We start from the raw sequence: 18,948 nt of genomic DNA on the forward strand, positions 1-18,948 counted from the left end.
GACCTTGGTTTGAAACCTTGTGTGGTGGTAAATAAAGTAGATAAAGAGAACTGTACTCCTGATGAAGTTCATGAGAAAGTTTTTGATTTGATGTTTGAATTAGACGCAAACGAAGATCAATTAGAGTTCCCTACAATTTACGGTTCAGCTAAGAATGGATGGATGTCAACTGATTGGGCTAACCAAACAGATTCTGTTACTCCATTATTAGATGAAATCTTAAACTATTTCCCTCCTTGTAAAATTGAAGAAGGAAATACACAGATGTTGATTACATCATTAGATTACTCTTCTTTCGTTGGGCGTATTGCTATCGGAAGATTAACAAGAGGAGTTCTAAAAGCGAATCAACCAATTATCTTGTCTAAAGCAGACGGATCTCAAGAAAAGCACAGAATTAAAGACGTATTCGTTTTCCACGGTACAGACCGTATCAAAGTTGACGAAGTACAGCCAGGAGATATTTGTGCAGTTACAGGAATTGAAGGTTTCGAAATCGGAGATTCTATCTGTGATGCTGAGACTCCAGAGCCTTTGGCAACTATCGCTATAGATGAGCCTACAATGAGTATGTTGTTCTCTATTAACGATTCACCATTCTTCGGACAAGAGGGTAAATTTGTTACTTCTCGTCACATCCAAGAGCGTTTAGACAAAGAGTTAGAGAAAAACTTAGCGTTGAGAGTTCAAAAAGGAGAGAAAGCAGACAAATGGATGGTATTCGGTAGAGGTGTAATGCACTTATCTGTATTGATCGAAACTATGCGTCGTGAAGGATACGAATTACAAGTTGGTCAGCCACAGGTAATCATCAAAGAAATTGATGGTGTTAAATGTGAGCCAGTTGAGGAATTAACAATTGACCTTCCAGAGCAATTCTCAGGAACTGCAGTAGAAGCTGTATCTAAGCGTAAAGGAGAAATGACAAATATGGAAGCGAAAGGTGACCGTATGATCATTAACTTTAACATTCCATCACGTGGTATCATCGGTTTACGTAACTACTTGTTAACGCAAACTGCTGGTGAAGCAATTATGACACACAGATTTATTGAATTCCAACCGTACAAAGGAGAAATTCCTGGACGTTTGAATGGATCTTTAATCTCTATGGAAAAAGGTACATCAATTCCATACTCATTAAGTAACTTACAGGATAGAGGTAAATTCTTTATCGATCCTAACGAACCTATTTATGAAGGTCAGGTTATTGGTGAGCACTCTAGACATAATGATCTTGTAGTGAACGTAACAAAGACTAAGAAAATGTCTAACATGCGTTCTTCAGGAGCTGATGATAAAGTGAAAATTGCTCCAGCGCAAAAGTTCTCTTTAGAAGAGTGTTTAGAATACATCCAAGCAGATGAGTACGTAGAATGTACACCAGAATCTTTACGTATGCGTAAAATTCTTTTAACGGAAGGAGAAAGAAAAAGAGCTGGTAAATAAGCCTTTTTTTTAAACCATATTAAAATCCCCATCGATTAATTTCGTTGGGGATTTTTTTGGTATATACATCAGTATCAAATAACTAAAATGTTAGTTGGAAATTGTGTTTATGACGTTTAAAAGTTAAAACCCACCTTTCAGAAAGAAGTCGGTAAGTTAAGTAGTGTTAATTTTTTCGCTCGTGTGATAATGTATATTTTTAAAGTCTAAGTCACTATTTAATGTACCAAGACCTAACAAAGTTTAACCACATCTATACGTATTTGCTTGCCTTGAGTAAAAAGGGGAGTAACCTCGATTATATTGAGTGTTTCCGCGAAAATTTTGTTTTTTTAGATAGAAAGGTAGAGGGAGAAGAACATGATAGCTCCATAACACGAAAGCGTTTAATATTACTCTCTAACTACGCAGATAAATTATATCAAATAGAAGATTACAAAGAGGCGGAACATGCCACGAGGAAGGCACTAGATCAATTCAATTTTCTCACTGAGAACGAGAGAACCAGTACAAACCTTTATCAATTAATGCTCTTCAATTTGGCAAAGATTGCCTATAAATTGAACGATATAGATACATCCTTTTCAAGGTTCAAACGCTTGTATGAACTTTACCCAGAAAAAGGAGAGTATTTAAAGTGGTTGTTGATGTTGAATCATCACAAAAAAAGGAAGTACAGATTTGTTTTGGTGGTTATGGCTGGGGTGTTTTTAGCTGCAACTGTTTTACTCATTGATAAAGCTTACCCCGTACTTTTTTATTGTACATCCATCCTCTCTTTCTTATGTATGGTTGTGATTGTCTTTTTGGAATATAAGTTCTTTCAAACAAAAAATATTCTCGAAAAAAAAGCCTCATCGTAAAATGAGGCCTTCTTACTTAGGGTAATTTCATGGGTACTTTTTCAACCCTATCATTTAAAACTATACTTCCCGTAACCGCAACATTTAAAGAGTTCGTTCCTGGTAATTGAATAAGTGCATGACACTCGTCTAAAACCTTTGGCGGCAGTCCATTGTCTTCTGCGCCTAAGAGATATACGCACCTTTTGGGATGTTCAAAATCTTTAAGAGGAGTTGCTCTTTCGTCTAGTTCTATACCAATTAATCTACAATCGTAGGGCAAGTGCTTTTTAAAATCCTCGAAAGTTTCATAATGAAACAAAGGTATTTTGGTCCATGACTTCAATACATCAGAGGTTTGTTTTTTATAACTTTTTCCAATGGTAAAAATATAAGATGCTCCAAGTATGTAAGCTGATCTCCAAAGTGTTCCGATATTGTGATCTCTTTTATGGCGCATAATACCAATCCCACAATAGCCTGTCATTTCATCTTTAACCTTCACTGTATTTTATTTAGAGTTAATTTTTGCCTTATGGTGACAGGTAAATGAATTTCCACAGCCCCATAGAGTAACAAACGCAAATTTAATTATCTTCGACACAGTTCACCAGAATACAAGAAAAAATGCAGTTTTTAGATCAAAATTTAGACGATTACATAGTTGCTCACTCAGAAAAAGAGCCAGATGTACTTTACCAACTTAACCGACAAACACACATAAAAGTGTTACAACCTAGAATGTTAAGTGGGCATTTTCAAGGAAGAGTATTAAGTATGTTGTCGCATATGATTCAACCTAAAAATGTTTTAGAAATTGGTACCTATACGGGTTATTCTGCCTTGTGCTTTGCCGAAGGGTTGGCAGAAGGAGGTTGTATCACCACTTTAGATATAAACTATGAACTTGAGGATATGGTTCAAGAGTTTGTTGAAAAAGCAGGTATGAAAAATAAAATTAAAGCAATCATTGGTGATGCCATGGAAATTATTCCTTCACTAGAGGAGGAATATGATCTTGTTTTCATTGATGCTGATAAAGGTAATTATGTCAACTACTACAATTTGGTATTTGATAAGGTGAAAAAAGGAGGATATATCATCGCAGATAATGTGTTATGGAGCGGTAAAGTTTTGGAAGAATACGAAAAGTTAGATTTGGACACTCGCGTGATTATGGATTATAACCGTATGGTGCAAGAAGACGATCGTGTTCAAAATGTATTATTTCCTATACGTGATGGTTTAAATATCGCAAGAAAATTATAGTATGATTGACTTTAGATCGGATACAGTAACTAAGCCAACAGCGGCAATGAAAGAGTTCATGTTCAACGCAGAAGTTGGAGATGATGTATTTGGAGATGATCCCACCATAAACGAATTAGAAAGGTTTGCAGCAGAAATGTTCGGCAAGGAGGCTGCTCTTTATTGTTCTTCTGGTACGCAAACCAATCAGATAGCAATTAATGTACATTGCAGACCTGGTGATGAAGTAATTTGTGCAGCTGATGCCCATATCTATAAATATGAAGGTGGAGGAATTGCCAAAAACTCTGGTACATCTGTTCGTTTATTACAAGGAAATAGGGGCCGAATAACAGCGGAAGAAATTGCTCAAAACATTAACAACCCAGAAGATGTTCATTTACCTTTAACCACGTTGGTGGCCCTTGAAGATACGATGAATAGAGGTGGGGGAGCAATTTATGATTTTGAAGAAATCAAGAGAATAAAAGAACTTTGTAATGAAAAAGGTTTGCCCCTACATTTAGATGGTGCCCGACTGTTTAACTCTCTGGTTGAAACGGGAATTGATTACAAAGTCTACGGTGAGCAGTTTGATACCATTTCAATATGTTTATCTAAAGGATTGGGAGCACCAGTAGGTTCCTTGTTATTGGGCCCAAAAGATTTTATAACCAAAGCTAGAAGGGTGCGTAAAGTCTTTGGTGGGGGAATGCGTCAAGCAGGGATTATAGCTGCTGGAGGTTTGTACGCATTGCAACATCACATTGAAAGATTAAAAGAAGATAATGCCGCGGCAAGAAAAATAGGTGAAGCTTTAACTAACCTTTCTCGTGTTAAGCGCGTTTTGGATGTACATACCAATATAGTTGTTGCAGAATTACACAAGAAAAGTGATGTGGCAGCGTTGGTAGAGGAGTTCAAAGCGAAAGGGATACTGATTATGCCTTTTGGAGATGATAAAATTAGAATTGTTACACATTTAGATAATTCTACAAAGGATATTGATGAAACGATACAATGTATTGCTGGTTTGTAGTTTAGCATTATTTACGATTGCTGGATGCTCTAAGAAAGCAGAAGTAGAAGCGGTAGATTACAAGGATATTATGCCTACTTCTGACAGAGAATATCAAGAAGGTCTGGAAAGGGATACCCTTCCAAAACAAGAGGTTTACTACTTGGATAATGCGGTGAGCGAAGATAGTTTGTTGATGCAAACTTTCCCAGAATTACAATTGAAGAATTTGAGTAGCGAATATGCTTATTTTCCTGATCGGTTGAATTATTCGGAGAGATGGGCAAGGATTGCTAACTTGGATTCATCAAAGTTTACCTTGGTGAAATGGACATTTTCTGATAGTGTTTTAACCGAAAATGCCTTCTTTAATTGGTTGGATTGTTTTGGTGAAACCTGCACAAGTTTGAGAGTAGGACAAGACACAACATTCTCAACATTGAATACTTATGTGTTAGTAACGCACAATGAATTAGTTTATGCCAGTAGTCCGGAAATAGATGATTTAGCTCTTTTTGTTGATGTAATTAAAAAGGAAACTTCCGGAAAGGCAAAATATATATTAGAGCAAAAGGCAGGTAAAAAAACGAATTGGTTAGTTTTGCCCGAAGATGTCAAAGAATCCAAAATACAAAGCGATATATAAACTAGCAATTCCTGCCTTATTTGGAGGTATTGTTGAACCCTTTCTTAGTTTAACTGATTTGGCGATTATTGGTAATATGCCGGATCAAGAAAATTATGGAGCCCTTGAGGCTATTGCTGCAGTTGGAGTAGCGGGAAGTTTGGTTTCTGCTTTACTCTGGATATTTGCTCAAACGAAAAGTGCAATTTCAGCAATTGTGTCTCGACAATTTGGAGCTGAAAGACTTAAAACGGTTGCTACGTTAATTCCTCAAATGATGGTGCTCAACTTTTTGTTGGGCCTTTTTGCTTTAATGAGTACATATTTTGTTTCAGATTGGATTTTTCTGCAAGTCTATAATACAGAACCTATAGTTGGACAAGTTGCTACTTCTTATTACAGTATAAGAGCCTTTGGTTTCCCAATAACCCTGATTACTTTTTCATTGTTTGGTGTGTTTAGAGGACTCCAAAACACCTATTGGGCCATGACAACCTCTATAGTGGGAGGGATACTTAATGTTGGCCTGGATTTTCTATTTGTATTTGGACTAGAAATGGGAATCGAAGGAGCTGCCATAGCTTCGATAATTGCTCAGGGAGTGATGCTAGTAATGAGTTTGATTTACTTATTTAGGTCGCGTTTACAATTATTTTTCTCTTGGAATATCAACCCTTACTTTAAGGAGTTAGTAATGATAGCCCTTAACCTTATTGTAAGAACTTTAGTATTGAACATAACACTAATGCTTACCTATAGATATGCGAATGCTTATGGTAAAGCACAAGCAGGTACACATGCATTACTGTTAAACCTATGGTTGTTTTCAGCCTTCTTTTTAGACGCTTTTGCGACGGCTGCCAATGCATTAAGTGGGAAGTATTTAGGAGCGAAGGATAGTGAAGCCTTAAAGGAAACCCGTAATAAAAACTTAAAATTAGGAATTGGAGTATCCTTTCTATTGGCGGGTGCCTTGCTATTCTTTGATGAACAAATTATTGGGTTGTTCATTGAGGATGATGCAGTAAAAGATTATTACCCGAGTATTTTACCGCTTTTTGCTTTGTGCTTACCGGTAAATGCTCTGGCTTTTGTAATGGATGGAGTGTTCAAAGGTTTAGGAGAGGCAAAATACCTAAGAAATCTATTAATCATTTCTTCTTTTGTGGGTTTCTTACCTGCGCTTTTACTATTAAACTATTATTCACCCACTTTAGAGAGTGTTTGGTGGGCAATTGTAGCATGGATGCTTTTCAGAGGATTCTTACCCTATTTTCATTTTCAAAAATACCTCAAATCATTTCCAAGGGAAGTTTAACAATTGCTTCTTTTATGGGGATTAAATTTCATCTTTTTGGGTGAATATTTTTTTTGTTTTACTTCTTGAAAATTCCTAACTTACATACATGCGTTGTAAATATAGAACAGTATTGGCTATCGATGGCGGTGGTATAAGGGGAATTATACCCCTAACTTTATTGAAACACATAGAGAAGACCTGTTATGACATAGATCCTGATGTTGATATGATCAATTGGATAGATGTGTTCTCAGGTACCTCTACAGGTGCAATTATTTCAGGTGCTTTAATGTTACGTGATGAAAAAGAACGAAGCATATTTACCCCCGATAGAATATTAGACCTTTATTTAAAACGTGGTCACCAAATTTTCAGCAAGGATATAGCATTGAATAGTGCTATGCCAGAATATCCCTTGAAATTAATTCTTGAAAACAACTTTGGAGAAGTTAATGTAAGCGGTATTTCTAAACACTTTTTGTTTGTAAGTTATGACATGAATGCCGATGCTCCATTTATCTTCACGGATAGAATGGATATGTATAGAAGTCTATCCTTATCCAAAGTAATGATGGCGTGTTCCGCAGTGCCAGGATATTTCCCTCCTGTAAAATTAGGAGATAAGCAATTGGCAGATGGAATGTTAACGGCTAAAAACCCAAGTAAATTGGCCTATGAATATGCGAGGATGTACTATCCTAATGATCCTATCGTAGTAATAAGTCTGGGAACAGGTGAATTGCCCAAAGAGGAACATGACATGATAGAATTGGAAATGAATCGTGTTCATCAAGAAATGGAAACCTATGCGCGCAAGGATAGAAATCTGATTTACTTTAGATTACAACCAAATATTATAGAAGCCAATCATTCCATGGATGATACAGGGCATGAAAACATGGTGAACTTAATCAGTGACGCAAATACATACATAGAAGAAAATAATCATGTGTTTGACCGGTTATTTAAATTAATGACCATTCGAGCAGATGCTTACCAATAAGAGAATTTTGTTTGTTTATGAGAGAGAGATAGAGGAGAAGTACATATATTTTTACAAGAAAGAGATAGTTTAATTGACTATCTTTTTTTTGGTCATAAAAAAAGGCTACCTAAGGGTAGCCTAACATAAAGGGGAGTAGAATAAACTTAGCGTTTTTGTACAAGAACTACATCTCCTCTATAAGTCTTTGGTGCATTTTCTATACTTTGTTCTAGACTCACTTGCCAAATAAATGTTTGATTGTACTTCGCAAGTTGTCCTGTTCTAATATCAATACCATCCCAAGGTTGTGTAACATCATTGGTTTCATACATTACACCACCGTTACTAGGGTCTATCACTCTAAATGTGAAAGGAACATTCATTCGTTTTAAACTTTCTGGTAAAAAGCTTCTGTTTTCTGGAATAATACTTTCAGGGTTCAAAGCGTTGTTTGCCATTAAGTTAAAGTCTTTATCAACCGTAATCGTTTTTTGTTCAGAGTAAGTACAACCATTTAAATCGGTTACCTCATAATTTAACGTATGTGTTCCTTGGGTATAACAGTATATTTCATCGTTGTTGTTCAATTTAACCGGAGTTCCATCTAAGAACCATTGCCCTTCATAAACCTCATTAGTGTTTGAAATTTGAATCACCGGTAAACCATTTTCTTCATTAAACAAATTCGCTTCTGCTCTGAAGAAAATATTTGGTTTTGCATGAAGTGTTATCATCTCCGTTCCGATAACTTCATTTTGAGCATTTAAATATTCCACTTGTGTTGCGGCAGTAATCTTAGATACTTTTGCCTGTTCATTGTGCAAGAGCTCAAAGGTTCTTCCATTTACTCTGGCTTTAACTTTGTGATTTAGACTGTTGTTGCGAATTATTAATTCTCCGTTATAACATAGCGTAGTTTGTGGAACAACTCCTTGTGTGTATATGGTTTCAAATTCATTTACCTCAGTTTTAGTATCAGCCACATCTTCTTTAACCTCTTCTTTTTTATCTTGAGAATTTATTGATTCCGATACCGAGGAAGTCTGGGGTTGATTCTTTTGATTCTCTTGAGCATTTTGAGAGGTGTTTTGAACAATGTTCTTTTCTGGCGCATATTCTATACGTACCTCATTCGCTTTTTCATCCTCAGTAGAAACAATAGTTTCATTCTTCTCTTCAGAAGTGATGTCTTCTGTAGTTTTTACTTCTTCAAGCTGATCAACTACGGGTGATGTGTGTCTACTTTGTTTTTCCGTAGACGGAGAATTCTCCCAGGTCATCACCAACATCGTACTTAGTATCGCAATTACAGCCGCACCACCTAACCAGTACCAACGAGAAGTAGTTGGACTTGCTTTGGCGTCTAGCTTTGCCTCCATCTGAGACCAAGCTGAAGCTTCGTAAGGCATCTCGAAATTATCGAGCTTATCCTTAAGTATGTTTTCTAAATTGTCTTTCATTCGTGTAGTTTGACAAATTTGTGTTCTAATATCTTTTTCAAGTTCTGTTTTGCTTTAGAGTAATTGGACTTGGAAGTACCTTCACTAATATCCAATAATTCGGCAATCTCTTTATGTGTATAGTTCTCAACAGCATATAAGTTAAAAACAGTTCTGTAAGCCGGAGATAATTCTTGAATTGCTTCTAAGGCTAATTCTGCTTTAATACTGGTGAGATCTTGCTCATCTATTTCAAACTCTTCTGTTTCATCACTCACAAAGAGATACGTTTCATCCGTTCTAAAGGGCTGTCTTTTAAGTCGACGTGTGGCGTCTATTGAAGCATTTACCATAATTCTTCTGACCCATCCCTCAAAAGATCCTTTGAAATCAAAATCCTTGAGTTTGTCAAAAATCTTTATAAATGCCTCTTGCAGTACTTCTTGTGCACTGTCTTTATCTTTCGTATAGCGCATACACACGGCCAACATCTTACCATAAAACATCTTGAATAGTTGTTCTTGGTCGTAGCGATTTCCCGCTACACAACCATCAATTATTTTTTTTAATTGTTCTTTTTCCACCGTTTATACACTTGCTTAACGACCTACCTTTTGTTAGGTTGCCATTTTTTTTGGGTTAAATATAAATTTTAGTTTAACATCAAAATGTTGATAACCATGATCTTTCTTTAGGAAGGTAATCCACCATCCTTTTTTTACGTCCTACCCAGAAGATACGGCAATTTTATAGATATGGGAAGGGCTTTTAGAGCTAAAAGTGTGAAGAAAAACACAGAATGAGGAATTTCTCGAAGATAAATACTTTAATGCGAAAGATTTCCTCAAAAAATGATTAATTTCGCTTTGAATTTTTTAATACAATAAACTAATTATAATGAAAGTAACAGTAGTAGGTGCTGGTAACGTTGGTGCAACATGTGCTGATGTATTAGCGCACAAAGAAATCGCGAATGAAATCGTATTGTTAGATATTAAAGAAGGTTTTGCTGAAGGTAAAGCTTTGGATATCTGGGAAACATCTCCAATCAACTTATACGATTCAAGAACTACTGGTTCTACTAATGATTACTCTAAAACTGCAGATTCTGACGTTGTTGTAATTACTTCAGGTTTACCAAGAAAACCGGGTATGTCTAGAGATGACTTAATCGCTACAAACGCAGGTATCGTTAAGTCGGTAACTGAAAACGTAATCAAGTACTCTCCAGAAGCTAAAATCATTATCGTTTCTAACCCGTTAGACGTAATGACTTACTGTGCATACTTAACTGCAAAAGTAGATCCTTCAAGAGTATTCGGTATGGCTGGTGTTTTAGATACTGCACGTTACCGTTCTTTCTTGGCAATGGAGTTGAACGTTTCTCCTAAAGATATCCAAGCGGTATTGATGGGTGGTCACGGTGATACTATGGTTCCATTACCACGATACACTACAGTTGGAGGTATTCCTGTAACTGAATTAATCGAAGAAGATAAATTAAACGAAATCATCGAAAGAACTAAGTTTGGTGGTGGTGAAATCGTTAAATTATTAGGTACTTCTGCATGGTACGCACCAGGAGCTGCTGCAGCTCAAATGGTTGAAGCTATCGTAAGAGACCAAAAACGTATTTTCCCAGTTTGTGCATGGTTACAAGGTGAGTACGGAATGGATAACATCTACTTAGGTGTACCAGTAGTATTAGGTAAAAACGGTATCGAGAAAATTATTGAATTAGACTTGAACGCTGACGAAAGAGCATTGTTAGAAGAATCTGCAACTGCTGTTAAAGGAGTGATGAAAGTATTGGATGATATGAACGTTGTATCATAAGCAATAGTTAATCGACAATGATGTTGAAAGGGAAGTGCTAAGCGCTTCCCTTTTTTTGTGACTTGTATTTTGGTTTACGCTTTCAGAAGCATATCCTAAAAATAATACCCTATAAATCGCAGAAAAGCTTACCTTTAATTAAGTATGAATTCTTCTGAAGTTATAATTAAAAATATGGTTTGTCCCCGTTGCATTGCTGCAGTGGAGACTTTGTGTAAAGATTTAAATATTGCCTACCAATCCGTCGAATTGGGGAAGCTTGAATTAAAGGAATCACTATCCAATGAAATTCTACAAGAATTAGATGAGGGGTTGAAAAAACTTGGTTTTGAAAGGAGTTCAGGAGGGCAACATGATCTTATTACGCACATAAAATCATTGGTGATTCATCAGATACATCATAACAAAGAACCGCTTACCATCAATTTTTCGAATTTTTTAAGCGAGCAAACCCATCACGAATATACGTATCTAAGCAGGTTGTTTTCCAGTAATGAAGGAGAAACCTTGGAGCAATTTATCCTCAAACAAAAAATCGAAAAGGTAAAGGAACTCTTGAGTTACGATGAAATGAGTTTGACAGAAATTGCTTATCAACTTAATTACAGTTCAGCAGCTTATCTATCTAGTCAGTTCAAGAAAATTACTGGACAAACACCGAGTGCATTCAAAAATAGTGAGGGAAGCAAGCGTTTAAGCCTTGATAAAATCTAAAAGGGCAAAATCTTATAAAATCTCCACAAAATTATATAATAGATTTTCTAGTTGAATGACCGAACTTTGTTTTAAGCTTAAAATCAAAGAAAATGTCTAAAACAATAAAAAATACTTTTCCGGTAGAGGGAATGAGTTGTGCAAGTTGTGCCAATCATGTCGAAAAAGCCTTAAATAAACAAGAGGGCGTTATTCATGCAGCTGTAAATTTTGCCGATAATACGGTAACCATAGAGCTTAATGAGGATGTAAATAAAGAAGTTTTACGCGATGCTGTTAGTGATGCAGGTTATACTCTTTTAATAGAAGATGAAGACGAAGAGGAGCGGAAAGGCGAGGCGTACCAGAGGAAATTAAAAAATACCATTTGGGCAGGAGTATTTACACTTCCGGTTTTTGTGCTTTCCATGTTTTTTATGCATTGGAAACCTGGGGAGTATATATCCTTTGCTCTGAGTATACCTGTGCTGTTTGTCTTCGGAAAGCACTTCTTTGTGAATGCTTTTAAACAAGCAAAGCACGGACAGGTCAACATGGATTCATTGGTGGCAATGAGTACGGGAATTGCATTTGTAATCAGTGTTTTCAATACTTTATACCCACAGTTTTGGATAGAGAGAGGCTTGGAAGCTCATGTTTATTTTGAAGCTGCAACGGTAATCATCACGTTTATTTCTATTGGTGATTTATTAGAAGAAAGGGCTAAATCCAAAACGAGTGCTTCGCTAAAAAAGTTAATGGGACTTCAGCCAAAAGAAGTGCAAGTGGAACGTTGGGGAGAAAAACAAACTATCAGTATTGAAAAAGTAGCAGTGCATGATGTGGTGCTTGTAAAACCTGGCGATAAAATCCCGGTAGACGGTAAAATTGTAAGTGGTGATTCGTACGTGGATGAAAGTATGATAACAGGGGAGCCTATTGCAGAATATAAGCAATCAGGTGATGAAGTTTTTACAGGCTCGATAAATCAAAATGGTAGTTTTAAAATTAAAGCGAGTAAAGTTGGGAAAGACACCTTCTTGGCCCAGGTCATAGAACGAGTGAAGCAGGCACAAGGAAGTAAAGCTCCCGTGCAAAAATTAGCCGATAAAATTGCGAGTGTTTTTGTTCCTACTGTATTTGGAATTGCTTTATTGACTTTTGGAGCTTGGATGATTTGGGGAGGAGAAGATAAAATATTTCATGCTACCATGAATGCAATAGCTGTAATGGTAATTGCCTGTCCTTGTGCCTTGGGGCTAGCAACTCCAACAGCGATCATGGTTGGAATGGGAAAAGGAGCCGAAAACAATATCTTGATAAAGAATGCTGAAAGTATTGAGTTAGCTCATAAAGTAGATGCCATTATTATAGATAAAACAGGAACTGTAACTGAGGGGAAACCTGTGGTAACGGACTTACTTTGGACGAATGATGTGGAAACAGATCATTTAAAAGCTGTTTTGTTAGCTATAGAGGAAAAGTCTGAACATCCTCTGGCCCATGCAATTGTAAATTTCCTGAAACAACATGAAGTTAAAAATACAGCAGATTTAAAAGCATTTGACACGCTTAAGGGGAAAGGTGTAAAGGCTATAGATGAAGGTGATTTGACCTATTTCGTAGGAAGTATCGCGCTAATGAAAGAACTTTCTATTCCAATTCAAGATGAACAATTGGCAGAAGCTGAGCTGTGGCAGGAGAAAGCTAAAACATTGGTTGCTTTTGCTAATAAAAACGGAGTTTTAGCCTTGATAGGAATTAGGGATGAAATTAAACCAGGAACTAAGGAGGTATTGGAAGACTTAAAATCTTCAGGGATAGAAATACACATGATGAGTGGTGATAGTCAACAAACTACCGCAAAAGTCGCAAAAGAGCTAGGGTTAGACAGTTATAAGGGAGGTGTTCTTCCACAAGATAAAGCTGAATTGGCGCAACAACTGCAATCGAAAGGTAGGACTGTGGCCATGATAGGAGATGGGATTAACGATACCGAAGCCCTTGCACAAGCCGATGTGAGTATTGCCATGGGGAAAGGTTCTGATGTGGCCATAGACGTTGCCCAAATAACCTTGATAGGTTCAGATTTGAAATTGTTGACCAAAGCTTTTGCAATTTCTCATTTGACGGTGAAAGGGATTCGGCAGAACCTTTTTTGGGCCTTTATCTACAATTTGATAGGTATTCCTGTGGCCGCAGGAATTTTATATCCTATCAATGGGTTTTTGTTAGATCCTATGCTTGCTGGAGCTGCAATGGCTTTTAGTTCGATATCCGTTGTTTTAAATAGTTTGCGTATAAAGGGACAAAAGATTTAGTTAATTTAGAAGGATAATGTGAACTAAAGCATGAGCAAAGTCTATTGTATTAGTGGTTTAGGAGTAGATGAGAGGGCGTTTTCTCAACTCCATTTTAAAGATGTTGAAATGGTCCATATTCCTTGGTTAGATTTTAAACCAAATGAAGGTTTAAAGGATTATGCGTATCGCTTATATCAACAAATGGAAGTAGAAGATAATTATCACCTCATGGGCTTGTCTTTAGGAGGGATGATAGCGCAAGAAATTGCAAAAATTCACCCTCCAAAGCATTTGTTTTTACTTTCAACTGCTACAAAGCCCGAGGATATTAGTCGCATACGTTTGTTGGGTAAAATTCGAATTCAATATCTACTACCGGATTATCTTTTGACCCACACAAATGCTTTTCTTAATTGGTATTTTGGTGTGAAATCTAAAACAACTAAGGTGATTTTAAAAGAAATGATGGCAGATGCAGATCCTACTTTTATTCGAAGAGCAATTACGGCCATAGTTGAATGGCAAGGTGGGAACTTATCGAAGGGGGATCCCTGTAAAACCCACGTTATTCATGGTGCTGCAGATCGGCTTATTCCCATGCGTAAAGATACTGATGTAGTATTTCCGAACGGAGGTCATTTAGTAATCCTGGAAAAGGGTGAAGCTATTTCTCAATATATTGAACAGCAGATTAAACCTTAGCAATGACTCATCTTTTCTTCTTTCCCTAAAAACTTTGGTCGTTTGAAAATGAGGTAGCAGTCAATAAAAGCTTTGGTTCTGGCCAAGTATTCACGCACATTGATGAAGCTAAATTTAGATTTATTGGCCTTTAAATCTTTACAGTTGTAGGCTATGGCATCTATTCCCATGGCGTTGGCTAAAAATAAGGCGCGTTCGTTGTGAAAGTTTTGAGATATAATTAAAAACTTATCTAACTTGAATATTTCCTTAGCTCTGTACATACTGTCAAAGGTTCTAAATCCCGCATAGTCTAGAGTAATAGCACAGGCAGGGACTCCACGTGCAATTAGATCATCACGCATATCTTCAGGTTCACTGTATTCGGTCCTTCCATTGTCTCCCGAAATTAATATGCGTTTAATTTTTCCTTTTTGGTATAACTCTGCTGCAGCATTTACCCTGTACAGGTAGTAGGGGTTTAAACCAGTTTTTCCACGTTTTCCACATCCTAGTAAAACAGCAGTAGTGTACTCTGTACCGCTTAAACTTTTGCTGAAATAGAAGTTTTTGTTTTGCGCGTTAATTTCTACCAAAATGTTGGCTGAAATGAAAATACAAATGAATAAAGCTGTTAGGTCAAGAAGTACTGTGCGCATGCTAGTAGGCGTTTTCAATTTCTTCTAAAACGTCTGCGACCTCTTTTGTATTGTTGTATTTACTTAAAAGTGTATACAAAACTTTATCTACCATGGCATCCGGACAAGAAGCACCACTGGTTAAAATAATTGTGGGTTTGTCCTTTTTAGGGAAGAAGTCATGTGTGGTTTCCATCTGCTTGTTGTGCATGTTGAAATGATGGATTTCTGTTTCACTTTTAATTTCTTCTGCTGAAGAGATGTAGAATGTAGGGAATTTTTGTTCTAACAATTCAACCAAGTGAGAGGTGTTCGAAGAGTTGTAACCTCCAACAACTACAGCCATATCAGCATCTTGCTCCATTAATGAAAGCGTAGCGCTTTGGTTATCGTTGGTAGCATAACACAAAGTGTCTCGCGTGTCTGCAAAATGATCTTTGATGTTTGCCTCGCCATATTTCTCAACCATTACTTGTTTTACGTAGTCAGCAATTTCTTGCGTTTCCGTTGCTAACATAGTGGTTTGGTTAATTACACCTAGTTTTTCAAAATGAATGTTAGGATCGAAATTGGGAGAAAACTTACCTTCAAAGGTTGCTGCGAATTCACTTAAATCTCTTTTTCCAAGTATAAAATCTGCCAAGACTTTTGTTTCCTTTAAATCCTTTACAACTACAGATGGTGCATTCTTAGAACTGTGAGAGAAAGTAGCTCTCGTTTCTTCGTGTTTGTTCTTACCGTGGATGATAATAGAGTGATCTTCAGCACCCAGTTTTGCCGAACGTTTCCAAACTTTTTCTACGAATGGACAGGTTGTGTTGTATTTCTGAACATCAACCCCAATTTTACTCAGTTTTTCTTCGAGTTCTAAGGTAGTACCGAAAGCAGGAATGATAACCACATCATCTTTGGTCAATACATCGAAAGGAATCAATTGATTCCCTAAGGTATCTTGTAAAAATTGTATACCCAATCCCTCTAAATCTGCATTTACAATAGGGTTGTGAATCATTTGACTCAACAAGTAAATACGTTTACCTTGGTTTTCCTCAATGGCCTTGTAGGATATCTCTATGGCGTTCTCAACACCGTAGCAAAACCCAAAATGGCGTGCAATTAAAAACCGAACTGCTCCAAAATCCAATATGGTAGGACTAAAATCCTTTTTACGTGGATCCTTTTGCTTTCTGATTTCTTTCACTTTAGAAATTAGTTCAGATCTATAATGTGCGGGGATGTCAAATTTCTTCATAATTGCCTTTGTTCTGCTCTCGAATACTTAGAACAACAAAAATAAAATCTTAAAGTTCAGCACACTGCTTTCTTTTCATATTTATTTAAAGTTTTGTTGTTAATATTCTTTGAATTTTTTCTTGTGCTACTTCTTCTTTTAAATCTATTTTTGTTCCGATGGTTGATACGTTTAAGCATAAAGGCATGCGCAAGCAGCTCATAGAGGAGCTAAGAGAGAAGGGGATTAGAGATAACAGAGTGCTTGAGGCATTTGACGCGGTTCCGCGTCATTTCTTTTTGGACTTAGCATTTGAAAAACAAGCGTATTCGAATATGGCTTTTCAAATTGGTGCAGGTCAAACAATTTCTCATCCTTATACAGTTGCCTTTCAAACGGAATTACTAGAATTAAAACCTAAAGAAAAGGTTTTGGAAATAGGTACAGGAAGTGGCTTTCAGACTTCAATTTTATGTGAAATGGGCGTGAAGGTGTTTTCCATAGAACGTCAGCGTGAATTAGCCTTGAAGTCTAAAAGTATCATACATCAATTGGGGTATACACCAAAATTATATTACGGAGATGGTTACGCTGGTAAAGCTACTTTTGCTCCTTTTGATAAAATCTTGGTTACCTGTGGAGCTCCGTTTATACCAGATGCCTTGTTGGAACAATTAAAAGTTGGCGGTATTTTGGTTATTCCAATAGGAGAGGGAGCTAAGCAAATAATGACTAAAATTGTAAAAAAGAGCGCAACTGATTTTACCAAACAAGAATTTGGTGATTTTAGCTTTGTGCCAATGTTAGCCAGAACAGCAAAATAGATTGGAAGAACTTAAGCCATATACCGTAAGTAATAGTATTAAGAATGCACCCACCGTTCTGTTAACTGAGGAGGGTAAAAACTATACCTTGTGGTCGCCAATTTCTGAAGATCTTAAAATCATTCATTATTTGAGAGAGTATTGTTTCGCTCATTTTAAAATGAAGACTTTTGATACGGCGCGTTTCTCTTTTAAAGGTCAAAATTACCTGTGTATTGAAGAGGAAGAGGCAACTATAGAATTTGACGAATGGCAAGTGTATCTTTGGGAAAGTAAACGCAAGTTTAATCAATTTTTAAAGCCAAGTGCACTCTTTGTGAGTTTTTTATTCGATACCTTTTTTCCCTTGTTTGGTGGGAGGAATACAGTTTTAATAGTCCCTGGTAAAAAGAATGCTTTCAAAGTACATCCCGTTCCGGCAAATAATTACGAGAGTTTTAAGTTTTCGCCTTTAAATTTCTCTCAATCAGGATTAAATATCCCTTCAGTAAAACAATTTTTTGCTTATCAAAAAGCAGAATTAGAGGTTGTTTTAGAGGAGTTTTTAGCATTGAACGACGAGCGTTTTCAAATCAATTTAAAGCACCAATTGTCCTTGTTCCCGAGTAAGCGGAATGCCTATTGGGACGAGTTGAAAAAGTGCTTTGAACCCGAATTTTTAAAATACACTACAGCCTTATTTAAAGACTACATTTTACATTTATAGCATGGAATCTTTCTACTCACTCATATACGTTAAACCCAGTGTGCTAAATGATGAACTACTTTGTGTAGCTTTATTTACAGCAGGAGCAGAAGGTCCGAGGTTGTATATCTCAGATAAACGTATGCGATTATTGAGTGATGTAGTACATAGAAATACTTTTTTAAGTTTACGCCGACACCTAAAAGGGTTTCAGCAGCAAGTAGATAAGTACCGAAATACAGGGAATGATTTGTTGCTCTTCGATCCAACTTACAGCTCTGATCAATTGCAAAAGCTATCTCAGCGTAGTAAAAAAGCAATCAAATATTCAACTCCAACAACTGTGAATGCATGGATGGATGAGCATGCACATTTGGATTTAATGATGAAAATGTTGGGAGATAAACCCCAAAAGAAGAAGCAAGTTCGCAAGAGTTTTTATCATAAATGGAGAGCGCTCACCAATGCCAATCGTTATTTAGAATTCAAGCGTAACGTTATGGTGAAAAAGGTGAAAAGAAATTCAGATTTAGACATCAAGTTGGATTTGTTTTCAAAAGATAAGAAGTTGCTAATTAAAGGTTTAGATTTTGATACTTCAAGTAAAAATGTAAGTGATAGATTGAAGGAATTAGTGGCTTTGTCTGATGAATTTTCAGCATACAACCTGATGTGTGTATATCCTAAGCCTAGGAAAAAAGCAGGTAGAGAAACCTTGAATCAGGTGATGTCCGAGCTGTCACTTAAAATAGAGTTTGTACCCATCAATGATTTTGAAGCAATGAAATTCTAAGGAAAAGGAGAGTAAGGTTCTAATCGATTGACGGGTTGGTATACCTTCAAATTTTAACTTATTTCATTCAGATATCAATTCTCTCAAAAACAAATTTCTATTATCTATTTAGTTTCCCTATATTTTCAGTATGAAATCTTACTGGAATAATTTAAATCTCTTTGGAAAAATAAAACTTGTGCTGCTACTGGTAATCTCGGTAGTTTTTTTGGTTTTCATCTTCCAAAACTTAGAAGATGTTACCCTAACCCTTTTCACGTATCATTTTAAAGCTCCACTTTCCTTAATTCTCTTGTTGGTGGGTGTTTTTGGGTATTTGTTCGCGCGAGTTACGGATATAGCTTCGTTTAGTAAGAAA

At 36.5% G+C, this 18,948-nt stretch carries 20 protein-coding genes; 15 read left to right on the forward strand and 5 right to left on the reverse strand.

What is annotated here, in order from left to right:
* Positions 1-1,449: EF-Tu/IF-2/RF-3 family GTPase (locus tag AC22ZQ_RS04290; protein WP_318957453.1), on the forward strand; the 1,449-nt coding region annotated here is incomplete at its 5' end.
* A 221-nt stretch (positions 1,450-1,670) separates the two neighbouring features.
* The gene (locus AC22ZQ_RS04295; protein ID WP_318957455.1) at positions 1,671-2,312 is read left to right on the forward strand and encodes a tetratricopeptide repeat protein; all 642 of its coding nucleotides are present in this window, start codon (positions 1,671-1,673) and stop codon (positions 2,310-2,312) included.
* Between the two features lie 16 nt (positions 2,313-2,328).
* Here the strand turns inward: AC22ZQ_RS04295 and AC22ZQ_RS04300 are convergent, their stop codons facing one another.
* Positions 2,329-2,796 (reverse strand): RNA methyltransferase, encoded by a 468-nt coding sequence (locus tag AC22ZQ_RS04300; protein WP_318957457.1) that lies wholly within the window; start codon positions 2,794-2,796, stop codon positions 2,329-2,331.
* 122 nt (positions 2,797-2,918) lie between these two features.
* Between AC22ZQ_RS04300 and AC22ZQ_RS04305 the strand changes: the two genes are divergently transcribed.
* The 5 genes from AC22ZQ_RS04305 (at position 2,919) to AC22ZQ_RS04325 (ending at position 7,485) form a co-directional block, all read left to right on the forward strand.
* A complete protein-coding gene (locus tag AC22ZQ_RS04305) occupies positions 2,919-3,560 on the forward strand; it encodes an O-methyltransferase (RefSeq protein WP_318957458.1) in 642 nt (213 codons plus the stop codon).
* Position 3,561: 1 nt separating this feature from the next.
* Positions 3,562-4,578 carry a threonine aldolase family protein gene (locus AC22ZQ_RS04310; protein ID WP_318957459.1) on the forward strand — a complete coding sequence of 339 codons (1,017 nt, stop codon included), beginning with the start codon at positions 3,562-3,564 and terminating at the stop codon, positions 4,576-4,578.
* Positions 4,547-5,203, forward strand: coding sequence for a hypothetical protein (locus AC22ZQ_RS04315; protein ID WP_318957460.1), 657 nt, complete (start codon positions 4,547-4,549; stop codon positions 5,201-5,203). Before AC22ZQ_RS04310 ends, AC22ZQ_RS04315 begins: the two co-directional genes overlap by 32 nt.
* Positions 5,169-6,500: an MATE family efflux transporter gene (locus AC22ZQ_RS04320; RefSeq protein ID WP_318957461.1), complete on the forward strand. Its 1,332-nt coding sequence runs from the start codon at positions 5,169-5,171 to the stop codon at positions 6,498-6,500. Before AC22ZQ_RS04315 ends, AC22ZQ_RS04320 begins: the two co-directional genes overlap by 35 nt.
* Positions 6,501-6,588: 88 nt before the next feature.
* A complete protein-coding gene (locus tag AC22ZQ_RS04325; RefSeq protein WP_318957463.1) occupies positions 6,589-7,485 on the forward strand; it encodes a patatin-like phospholipase family protein in 897 nt (298 codons plus the stop codon).
* 146 nt (positions 7,486-7,631) lie between these two features.
* On the opposite strand, the gene AC22ZQ_RS04330 is transcribed toward AC22ZQ_RS04325, so the two are convergent.
* Together AC22ZQ_RS04330 and AC22ZQ_RS04335 are read right to left on the reverse strand one after the other, a co-directional pair.
* A complete protein-coding gene (locus tag AC22ZQ_RS04330) occupies positions 7,632-8,927 on the reverse strand; it encodes a hypothetical protein (protein ID WP_318957465.1) in 1,296 nt (431 codons plus the stop codon).
* Positions 8,924-9,490, reverse strand: a complete 567-nt coding sequence (locus AC22ZQ_RS04335; RefSeq protein WP_318957467.1) for an RNA polymerase sigma factor — start codon at positions 9,488-9,490, stop codon at positions 8,924-8,926. Before AC22ZQ_RS04335 ends, AC22ZQ_RS04330 begins: the two co-directional genes overlap by 4 nt.
* A 313-nt stretch (positions 9,491-9,803) precedes the next feature.
* Here AC22ZQ_RS04335 and mdh point away from each other — a divergent pair, with 313 nt between their 5' ends.
* From mdh to AC22ZQ_RS04355, 4 genes are all read left to right on the forward strand, one after another.
* Complete coding sequence (gene mdh / locus AC22ZQ_RS04340) at positions 9,804-10,742, forward strand: malate dehydrogenase (RefSeq protein ID WP_318957468.1); 939 nt, start codon at positions 9,804-9,806, stop codon at positions 10,740-10,742.
* Between the two features lie 174 nt (positions 10,743-10,916).
* Positions 10,917-11,456 carry a helix-turn-helix domain-containing protein gene (locus tag AC22ZQ_RS04345; protein WP_318957469.1) on the forward strand — a complete coding sequence of 180 codons (540 nt, stop codon included), beginning with the start codon at positions 10,917-10,919 and terminating at the stop codon, positions 11,454-11,456.
* 92 nt (positions 11,457-11,548) lie between these two features.
* Complete coding sequence (locus tag AC22ZQ_RS04350) at positions 11,549-13,756, forward strand: heavy metal translocating P-type ATPase (RefSeq protein WP_318957470.1); 2,208 nt, start codon at positions 11,549-11,551, stop codon at positions 13,754-13,756.
* 30 nt (positions 13,757-13,786) lie between these two features.
* Positions 13,787-14,440 carry an alpha/beta fold hydrolase gene (locus AC22ZQ_RS04355; RefSeq protein WP_318957471.1) on the forward strand — a complete coding sequence of 218 codons (654 nt, stop codon included), beginning with the start codon at positions 13,787-13,789 and terminating at the stop codon, positions 14,438-14,440.
* Here the strand turns inward: AC22ZQ_RS04355 and AC22ZQ_RS04360 are convergent.
* Positions 14,437-15,078, reverse strand: a complete 642-nt coding sequence (locus AC22ZQ_RS04360; RefSeq protein ID WP_318957473.1) for a SanA/YdcF family protein — start codon at positions 15,076-15,078, stop codon at positions 14,437-14,439. The two genes, AC22ZQ_RS04355 and AC22ZQ_RS04360, sit on opposite strands and share 4 nt — an antisense overlap.
* A 1-nt stretch (position 15,079) precedes the next feature.
* Positions 15,080-16,309, reverse strand: coding sequence for a 4-hydroxy-3-methylbut-2-enyl diphosphate reductase (locus AC22ZQ_RS04365; protein WP_318957474.1), 1,230 nt, complete (start codon positions 16,307-16,309; stop codon positions 15,080-15,082).
* A 158-nt stretch (positions 16,310-16,467) separates the two neighbouring features.
* On the opposite strand from AC22ZQ_RS04365, the gene AC22ZQ_RS04370 reads away from it, so the two are divergent.
* The 4 genes from AC22ZQ_RS04370 to AC22ZQ_RS04385 form a co-directional block, all read left to right on the forward strand.
* Positions 16,468-17,112, forward strand: a complete 645-nt coding sequence (locus AC22ZQ_RS04370; RefSeq protein WP_318957476.1) for a protein-L-isoaspartate(D-aspartate) O-methyltransferase — start codon at positions 16,468-16,470, stop codon at positions 17,110-17,112.
* A gap of 1 nt (position 17,113) precedes the next feature.
* A complete protein-coding gene (locus AC22ZQ_RS04375) occupies positions 17,114-17,818 on the forward strand; it encodes a hypothetical protein (RefSeq protein ID WP_318957478.1) in 705 nt (234 codons plus the stop codon).
* Between the two features lies 1 nt (position 17,819).
* Entirely contained in the window at positions 17,820-18,590 is a 771-nt protein-coding gene (locus tag AC22ZQ_RS04380) for a hypothetical protein (RefSeq protein ID WP_318957480.1), read from the forward strand.
* Between the two features lie 178 nt (positions 18,591-18,768).
* The coding region (locus AC22ZQ_RS04385) for a LapA family protein (RefSeq protein WP_318957481.1) at positions 18,769-18,948 on the forward strand (180 nt) is incomplete at its 3' end.

Source organism: Lishizhenia sp. (assembly GCF_057456495.1).

Bases quoted from the DNA above. Each gene is read 5' to 3' on its own strand.
- AC22ZQ_RS04325 (WP_318957463.1), top strand. From the start codon at position 6,589: ATGCGTTGTAAATATAGAACAGTATTGGCTATCGATGGCGGTGGTATA.
- AC22ZQ_RS04350 (WP_318957470.1), top strand. From the start codon at position 11,549: ATGTCTAAAACAATAAAAAATACTTTTCCGGTAGAGGGAATGAGTTGT.
- AC22ZQ_RS04315 (WP_318957460.1), top strand. From the start codon at position 4,547: ATGAAACGATACAATGTATTGCTGGTTTGTAGTTTAGCATTATTTACG.
- AC22ZQ_RS04360 (WP_318957473.1), bottom strand. From the start codon at position 15,078: ATGCGCACAGTACTTCTTGACCTAACAGCTTTATTCATTTGTATTTTC.
- AC22ZQ_RS04365 (WP_318957474.1), bottom strand. From the start codon at position 16,309: ATGAAGAAATTTGACATCCCCGCACATTATAGATCTGAACTAATTTCT.
- AC22ZQ_RS04345 (WP_318957469.1), top strand. From the start codon at position 10,917: ATGGTTTGTCCCCGTTGCATTGCTGCAGTGGAGACTTTGTGTAAAGAT.
- AC22ZQ_RS04305 (WP_318957458.1), top strand. From the start codon at position 2,919: ATGCAGTTTTTAGATCAAAATTTAGACGATTACATAGTTGCTCACTCA.
- AC22ZQ_RS04380 (WP_318957480.1), top strand. From the start codon at position 17,820: ATGGAATCTTTCTACTCACTCATATACGTTAAACCCAGTGTGCTAAAT.
- mdh (WP_318957468.1), top strand. From the start codon at position 9,804: ATGAAAGTAACAGTAGTAGGTGCTGGTAACGTTGGTGCAACATGTGCT.
- AC22ZQ_RS04330 (WP_318957465.1), bottom strand. From the start codon at position 8,927: ATGAAAGACAATTTAGAAAACATACTTAAGGATAAGCTCGATAATTTC.
- AC22ZQ_RS04355 (WP_318957471.1), top strand. From the start codon at position 13,787: ATGAGCAAAGTCTATTGTATTAGTGGTTTAGGAGTAGATGAGAGGGCG.
- AC22ZQ_RS04320 (WP_318957461.1), top strand. From the start codon at position 5,169: ATGTCAAAGAATCCAAAATACAAAGCGATATATAAACTAGCAATTCCT.
- AC22ZQ_RS04295 (WP_318957455.1), top strand. From the start codon at position 1,671: ATGTACCAAGACCTAACAAAGTTTAACCACATCTATACGTATTTGCTT.
- AC22ZQ_RS04370 (WP_318957476.1), top strand. From the start codon at position 16,468: ATGGTTGATACGTTTAAGCATAAAGGCATGCGCAAGCAGCTCATAGAG.
- AC22ZQ_RS04310 (WP_318957459.1), top strand. From the start codon at position 3,562: ATGATTGACTTTAGATCGGATACAGTAACTAAGCCAACAGCGGCAATG.